This is a genomic window from Microcystis sp. M44BS1, assembly GCF_020244875.1.
Lineage (GTDB): Bacteria > Cyanobacteriota > Cyanobacteriia > Cyanobacteriales > Microcystaceae > Microcystis > Microcystis panniformis.
In genome coordinates this window covers 1-8269 of sequence record NZ_JADBVM010000098.1, presented here as the reverse complement: position 1 = coordinate 8269, position 8269 = coordinate 1, and the positions used below count along the sequence as shown (strand labels likewise).

The 8269-nt window shown below is 36.0% G+C and carries 5 protein-coding genes and 1 pseudogene; 3 read left to right on the top strand and 3 right to left on the bottom strand.

Features of this window, described 5'->3' with window-relative positions; all coding sequences use genetic code 11:
• The 3 genes and pseudogenes from IM515_RS07000 to IM515_RS06990 all read left to right on the top strand — a co-directional run.
• A pseudogene (locus IM515_RS07000) lies at window positions 1-220 on the top strand (hypothetical protein); the annotation flags it as partial.
• A 283-nt stretch (window positions 221-503) separates the two neighbouring features.
• Window positions 504-743, top strand: a complete 240-nt coding sequence (locus tag IM515_RS06995) for a hypothetical protein (RefSeq protein ID WP_002788330.1) — start codon at window positions 504-506, stop codon at window positions 741-743.
• A complete protein-coding gene (locus IM515_RS06990) occupies window positions 733-1071 on the top strand; it encodes a type II toxin-antitoxin system PemK/MazF family toxin (protein ID WP_002788332.1) in 339 nt (112 codons plus the stop codon). The genes IM515_RS06995 and IM515_RS06990 overlap by 11 nt, the downstream gene beginning before the upstream one ends.
• Before the next feature lie 243 nt (window positions 1072-1314).
• Here the strand turns inward: IM515_RS06990 and IM515_RS06985 are convergent, their stop codons facing one another.
• From IM515_RS06985 to IM515_RS06975, 3 genes are all read right to left on the bottom strand, one after another.
• Complete coding sequence (locus tag IM515_RS06985) at window positions 1315-1674, bottom strand: DUF5615 family PIN-like protein (RefSeq protein WP_287628239.1); 360 nt, start codon at window positions 1672-1674, stop codon at window positions 1315-1317.
• Complete coding sequence (locus IM515_RS06980) at window positions 1671-2006, bottom strand: DUF433 domain-containing protein (protein WP_072927904.1); 336 nt, start codon at window positions 2004-2006, stop codon at window positions 1671-1673. Before IM515_RS06980 ends, IM515_RS06985 begins: the two co-directional genes overlap by 4 nt.
• A gap of 269 nt (window positions 2007-2275) precedes the next feature.
• Window positions 2276-7879: a pentapeptide repeat-containing protein gene (locus IM515_RS06975; RefSeq protein WP_287628241.1), complete on the bottom strand. Its 5604-nt coding sequence runs from the start codon at window positions 7877-7879 to the stop codon at window positions 2276-2278.
• Window positions 7880-8269 lie beyond the last annotated feature (390 nt).

The window sequence follows — 8269 nt, the reverse complement described above, 5'->3', positions numbered from 1 at the left end:
GGGTGTTAGCACCATGGCGTTTAACCTCAATGGTTTTAACTTCAACCAGTCGATTCTCGATTCTCAAGGTCGTGTAATCGGTACTTGGGCCGATGTGTTAAACCGCGCTGGTATCGGTATGGAAGTAATGCACGAGCGCAACGCTCACAACTTCCCCTTAGACTTGGCTAGTGGTGAACAGGCTCCCGTAGCTCTGATTGCTCCCGCTATCAATGGTTAATTCCTAGTCTGAACGAAAAGGCACTCCCGCGAGGGGGTGCTTTTTTGTTGTTAGAATTATGATCAGCGTTGCTGAATTAGGCGATGATTTGATAATTTTGGATTGATCATCCTGAAATTTTCAAATCCTGAAAATCCTGAAAATCCTGATCAGGTTTTGGATTGTTAGAACTATCTGTAAACATTTACTTTACTCTGTCCCCCATTCCCCGTTCCTTTAATCCTAATTTCATAGTAGCCACATTTTTAATGTTAGAATCGAATTACTCCCTTTAGACTTTGCTATGCGTGCGATTGAAACCACTGGTATCCTCAATACCCAAGGTCAAATTCAACTTGATCATCCTATTCCTCAAGAAAAAGATCGGTTTGTGCGCGTCATTCTTTTGATGTCGGAGGATGAACTGAACGAAAAAAACTGGCTAGATGCCGTTTCCCATAACCCTAGCTTTGCTTTTCTGCATGATACCGAAGAAGATATTTATAATCTAAACGATGGACAACCTGTAAGCAATGAAGGGTAAAATCGTATTGATTCAATTTCCCTTCGACGATTTATCTTCCAGTAAAGTTCGCCCTGCTTATTGCCTAACCAATAAAATTGGAGGCTATCAACACATTATCTTTGCTCTGATCACCAGTCGTATTCCCGAAAATCTCCTTCGTACAGATATTATTTTGAGTTCAGAAAGTCCAGATTTTATGATAAGTGGTCTTCGCCAATCCTCAGCCATTAAACTTGATCATTTAGTAACACTTCGATCTTCACTGATTCAGCGTGAACTAGGCTCATTATCATTAAAAACTCAAACTTTAATTATAGATATTTTGTCCGATATTCTACGTTCCTAATATACCTTTAAATTAGGTAAATCTTGCTAGAGGCTAACATTTGTTCTTCTCTGCATAACTAGCCTATACTCAGCGGATTTAGATGAACCCCCCGCTTTTGTGGAGAAAATGCGGAAATTAAAGGCAGAAAGGGCAGCGGCAGAAAATTATTAATCAGTATTAAGTAATTCTCATTGCTTGATTAGGAGATGCCCAAGATTATCAAGACCGGATTACTCATATTCCTCTATAAATAGCGAAGATTTAAAAGGGAATCCAATCAACTCGGTCAATCCATTCTTCTGCTTCCGATGCTTCCCAAATCAGATATAATTCTTCTGCCCAGATTTCTAAATTAGCACTGGGACGCAACCATAGTAAACCCCAAATATGTCCACCCTTATCCCAATGGTTTTTCAGGTGTCCGGGCATACTGCGACGATTATTGGTAACTAACAACCGTTGAAATGACGCAACATAATCTAAGATTTCTGGGTCTAAAGTTCCCAGTGGTGGTGCATCGGGTTCACCTACTCGCAAAATATCGAGATTAGGATTCAATCGCAACAGAGATATTTTGAGGTCTGGGGATAAGTTTTCATCTAACAAAAACCGGATTTTCATGCGAGGTTTAGTTCTTGCTGTTTCCGTTTTAGTTTTAGTTGTCTTAGGCGTTGAATCAGGGGAGATGGCTCGGTATTTAACCACTGCTGGTATTGTTCTTCCTGCCAGTCACGGAGGCGCTGAAGATAAGCATCTATCAGGGTCTTATTTTGATAGTAATAGGTGAGAGTAGCGTAAATTTTCTCTAGGTTTAAGGTGGGTAACTCTTGGAGAATCTGCTGGGAAGTATAACCTTTTAAATGGTAGTTGATAACATCCTCAATCCCAATGCGATGTCCTTTAATGCGGATGTCATCTGGAGCAAAAACTTCAAAGTATTCTTCTAGTTGCATGGTTTTCTTGGAGCAAACTTTCTCTTTCAATTGTAGCACCGCTACCAGTTATCAGTGAACAGTTATCAGTCCGGCTCTTTGATAACTGTTCACTGATAACTGAAAAAGCGTTTCTACTTCCAGGGATGAAGTGCAAGAAAGGCGGCCTTGCCGGTGACATAGCTCCCCGTCCTCAAGAAATAGTATCATCTGCTGCCAATGCCAAAACTTCCCGATGAGTAAGGACTCTCTATTTTTCCCCTGTAATATCAGCCAAACTTATAGTTTCACTAAAGTAAAATTGCTCTAACAGTATCAATCATTGGCTTAACCAGTTGAAATAGTCCTGAAACTCTTCTTAAGACAGTTTCTAGAGCATCAAGTGAGATTTTAGCTGGCTTTTTAAGTTCTGTGTTTTGTTGATTATTGGCAAATTGAGCGATATTGCTAATATGTTCCTGTGCAGATTCTTTATCGTCTGAGTTTAATGCAGATTGCTCAATAGTAGTTTGTAGTTCCTTGAGTAACTCTGCTAGTTTTTTGGCGTTTGGCTCACTTGAGGCTTGAAGTTGGTTAATGCTGCTGTTACTGATGTCTCTACCGGACACACCTGTTTGATTTTTGCCAACAACTAGATTTTTGTTGTCAATACCGCCGACGATAGCATCGCCACCAGAGGATTCTGCTTTGTTGATTTTGCTAAACATATTTTCTACAGCTATGCTGACTAAACTAAAGCTTCTTCTAATTTTATCATTTTCAGACTCGGAACGCTGAGATTGTTTGGTTTCTTTTTGGGTTTGTACTTCTTGGGTCAGTTGTAGGACTTGGGTTTGGGTGATTTCTAGCTGATTTCGCAGTCGGAGGAGTTCTGTTTCTAGTAGTTCATAGTTCTGTTTTGCATCTTTTGGCAGTATTTTGGTAAGTTCGGTGACAAGGGATTGATAGGTTTGTCTCGCACTCTGGGGAATGTTAGCGATTGTTTCCGTCAGTTTGGTAAAGAGGCTATAGGCTAATGCTTTATTGGGATTGGGGTTGTTGTGTGCAAGTCGAAGCAGGATATCACCATCACCAATATTTTCTATAGATTTAAAGTAGTAACCGTCTTCTTTCCGCAGTTCAAGCATTAAAGGTAGGGCAAGTTTGAATGCTTCTGGATCATCTCCGTTGCGAAAGAGTATATCTAAAGATTTTTGATATTGGATAATAATTTTCTCAAAGTCTCCTTCCTGAAAAGAACCGCTTGCTGGCTTTCGTTCTTTTTGTCCTTGTTCAAGATAGATATATTCACATTTAACATTATTAAAATTAGTGTTAGCCCCAACTGTCCAGTTTTCAATACAAGCTCCTGTGAAATTGGCTCCAGTAAAATCTGACCCAATAGCATTGACATTGGATAAGTTAGCCTGTTCAAGAAAAGCATATTTAAAGTGTGAATTAGTAAGATCTGAGCCACTAAAATTAGTCGCAGTAAAATCTATGTAGGATAAGTTAAAGTTTTTTAAATCGATAAAAGCAAATTCTTTCTCTCTTCCATCTCTAGTGGTGCAAAGTTGCTGAATCTCTTTTTTGTCAAGGTTAGTAGGAAAAAGGCAGTTAATAAACTTAGTATCTGACCAGTCAATATGATCAATTATTGCATTTCTCAAATCACATTTATCAAGAGTAGAGCCACTAAAAATTGCACCATCTAGATTACAATTATCAAACGAATCACTACCTAGCCATTGCTGAGAATCTCGATCATCAAAGAATAGAAACCATACACAAATAACAATAAGTAATATGGAACCACTATGGGATAAAATATTTGTTTTTCCAAAATTAAAGATGATGACGAAGACTCGATGTGCAATAAAAGTATACATAAGTACCATTAATTGCATATTTGTTAATTTCTTTCTAAAAATTTTCCCATACCCGGTAATTATATAAAAAGATAACATAAGTACAATTAGTGCAATAAATAACTTATTTATATATATTAATAGCCCAGCAGACACTCCGATAACGCATGATGCAATAATAGTAAAGAAATAAGGAAAATGTTTGCCAACTATTCTCGCATTGACAAAATTTGCTTTTCTTAAGTTAGCCTCTTTAAAACTACAGTTTATAATAATGGAGTTACTGAAGTTAGCTCCTTCAAGATTTTGCTCAACATAGGATATATTGTGTAAGGTCTGATTGGAAAAATCAAGAACCTGATTGCTTAAATTGACAGAATTATCTGTTTGATTATCATGGGGTATTATTACATTATCAGGAAATTTAGTGTCATCATCAAAAAGTAAGTTTTCGAGGTTACAATTACTAATAACAGCCTCTGAAAAATCAGTCCCAAAAACCTTAGCATTTTGTAAATTAGTTCGATTAAGTTTAGCATTTCTCAAATTAGACCCACTTAAGTCAGCATTTCGCAGATCTGCACCAGATAAATCCACACCTTGTAAATCTAGCTGAGTTAGCTCTAATCCTTTATAATTTTTATCTCTACCATTTCTAGTGATAACAAGTTGTCTTATATTATCATTTTTTAGGTAGCCATAATATTCACTAACAAGAAAAATACCAAATTTAACGCCTTTCCAGTTGGCATAGACAAGGCTCGAATTAGTAAAATCAACTCTAGTAAAATTTGCTCTTTCAAAGTTGCAGTTATCTAAGTTGGCATTAGCAAAAAAACAACATGAACCTAAATTAGCTTGAGAAAATGTGGAATTGTTCAAATTAGTGTGTCTAAATGAAGTTCCTGTTATTTTTCCAATTGTACAAATCACAATAAGCAAACAACATAAAAAGCAAATTAAAAGAAGTGACGAAGCAATTATAGTAATGTCATTTCCAGTTGTATAGCTATAAGATTTTGTCAATAAAGACAGTGATCCGATAGCCGCTATTGTCATTAACCCCGAGAAAAATAAGACACCAGAAAAATTACCAAAGTTATCATAGTTATCATCCGAAGTATCAATAAATTGAGCGGATCTTATATACTCAAAGTGATTTTGATTAGAGATTTGAAGCCTTTTGCTCTGATTTTGTTTTAGTAGATCAAGATCAGCCAAGGTTTTAAAGACTGATAGCGTTACAACACTTATCATCAAAGAAGAAACTATTACAAAGATAAGTCCGACTACCAAGTGAGTTAACCAAATAAGAGGGACTGCCATCATATCCGTAAATTGTCGCAAGAATACACTGAAATGTGAGTTAACATAGTCTATAGCCAATAATTCAAGACTTCCAGTTAAAATAATAGTTATCACTGTAGAAAGGATCAATAACAGAAATTGATTACGACTCCGACCAGCTATCACCGAGGAGAAATTAGTGTTTTGTAATGTTGCTCCTTCAAATGAACAACCGCGAATATCCGCACCCGAAAAATCGGCACCGGTCAAGTCTAAATCTTTAAACGAAATATTTTGTAAGTTACGCTGAGAAAAATTAAGATTCCGAAATCCTAAAATACATTTATCCAAAATATCTTCAGCAAAGTCATCAGGAAATTTTGTTTTTGAATCAATTCGTAGATTTTCAAAATTAGTGTCCTTAATAATGACTCCCGTAAAATCTGTTCCTAAAGCTTGAGCATTAGCGAGATTTGCTCCTTCCAAAAGCGCATTTTGGAAATTCGCCTTATTTAAGTTAGAACCACTTAAATCAACATTTCTCAAATCTACTTGTTCAAAATATGCTTCCTGAAAATTACTATCTCTGCCATTTCTAGTAATAACCAGCCGTCTTACTTTATCGTTAATCATGTAACCAGAAAAATGATTTAATCGCCCTCTAAATCTGGCAGATTCCCAATTGGTATAGGCAAGGCTGGTATTGTCAAATCTAGAACGGATAAAGATTGCCCTTTCAAAGTTGCAATTGTCTAAATTGGCATGAGTAAAGTTGCAACCTTTCAAATTCGCCTGATTAAAAATGGCGTGATTAAAATTAGCTTTCTTAAAAGAAGTTCCGCCATATCCAAGAGGGGAAAGAACAGCAAGAATTACTCGATATAAAAAGAAGATAAATGAACCCAGAAGAACTAAAAAGAAAATAGTGTTTATGTTTATAATTACTCCATTTGTGCTGATAGATGCAAATCTTCGCATTGATTCTATTCCTGTTAAAGTCATTAAGACCAACAAAAAAGGTATCCAGAACAAGTGATAATATTCCTTATAGTCACGGTAAGTTGATTGAATATTGCTAGATTTTTTAATGCTATCAATTCGCTTGTCAATTACTGTTCCTTTTGTTAAAACGAAACCTAATAAATTGGTAACATTCGTCAAAATAGCAAATATAAATACAAGGATAACAACTACTAGGTATGATATTCCCAGAAGAGTTACTGTCATCATTCCTGTCTGTTGTTTTAGATATTCACCAAAATGCAGATTGACATATTTAGTACCAAATAAATAAATATTTCCACTCGATATAATTAATGTTATTATGCAGACAATAGCATAGAACAATTGTTGATTGCTGCGACCTGCTTTAACTAAGGAAAAGTTGGCATTTTCTAAGATTGCGCCTTCAAATGAACAACCGCGAATATCAGCACCTGTAAAATCAGCACCTGTCAAATTCTGATCTTTAAATGAGAGATTTTGTAAGTTCTGACCAGCAAAGTTCAACTCATCAGGTTTTTCCTCAAAAGTAATAAATTCATTTAAAATACTTTGAGGAAGTCCATCAGAAAATTTTGTGCTTTCATTAATCTGTAAATTTTGAAAATTAGTGCTATTATTAATAACGGCTCCAGTAAAATCTGTTCCCCCAGCCTTACAATTGCTAAAATTAGCTCCTTCTAAAAGAGCATTTTGCAAATTGGCATTACTTAGGTCAGCGCCGCTTAAATCCGCACCTGTTAGGTCTATCCCACTTAGATCTAATTGTTTTAGATCAGCATTTTGATAGTCGCTTCTATTTCCATTTCCAGTTGTGCAAAGCGTCCTTATCTTTTTTTCAAGCAAATTGCAATGGCTTGTAAATAAAATAGGTAAAACAAATTGAGAGTATCTCCAATTAATGTAAGAAATATTGGCATTCCCAAAACTACAATTTTTCAAAATAGCATGACTGAAGGAAGCATGATCCAAGGAAGAACCCGCAAAATAACAATTTTTAATGCTGGATCGATCAAATTTTGCGCGATTTAGATTTGCATTGTTAAATGTTGTTCCATCAGTTTTATTCACAAATAGAGTTCTCAAGACTCGATATAATACGATACTATCTACAACAAGAATAAAAAGAAGAGTAATGAATCTTATTAAGTGAAATCTTAGATCAGGCAAATCCTCAACTAATATTGATGTCATCATAAATAGGATAGATAGAAAAAGACTTAGAAATAAGCCAAAAATCAAGCTAGAGTTTGGACTCGGATCAGCATAGTTTGTCAGATATTTTTGGTCACACATAACACCAGGCGCAAAAATAATTAAGAAAACCATAATTATTACAGCTAAGAAAAGAGGTGCTTGAGCTATAATTGTGAAAATTTCTGCTGCATAAATTCCTAGAATCCCTTCAAGTGCCATTTTGAAGGGGTTAGTGATCATTTCGATGTATTTAGCAGTAAAAGTTAGACAATAATTCCAAATCAGAAAGCCAAAAACTGCGGACAAAAATAGATTAAACCAATAGGATTGAGAAAACCCAGTAATAACCGATGAGAAATTAGCGTTCTCCAAGGTTGCTCCTTCAAACGAACAACCACGAATATCTGAGCCGCTAAAATCAGCATCGCATAAGTCTTGCTTTTTAAAAGAGGAGTTTCGTAGATCGAGATTTCTGAAATCTCTTCTTCCCTCTTTGTATTGATTAATGACCTTTCGAGCAGGTATGCGGGTTCTGGTAATCGCCTTTAAATCTGTGGTCATAGCAGTTTTAACCCTTATTTTGATTGATGCTATTCAATAAGAAAAATTAAGTCTTGGTAATTTCTTAGGCTGAAGTCAGTTTTGAATACTGGCATGATAACACGGATAATCGATGGTTAAACTAAGCTGGAGAGTCGCCTCTCCGACTCGTCTGCATAGGTTGAGAACAAGGTAAATAAGGATTTTTTCCACAATGTAGGGGCAAACCAAACATAAGCCCACCTTATCATTCCGACAAGAAATACTTTTGTCAAACCCCTTTACAAACCGTTACAAACTCTCTAAGATAGAGACATCATCAATCAATCGTACCTCGATAACTTAATAGGAATCATAAACCAATGACCACCACTCTACAACAGCGCGAGAGCGCTTCCCTGTGGGAGCAGT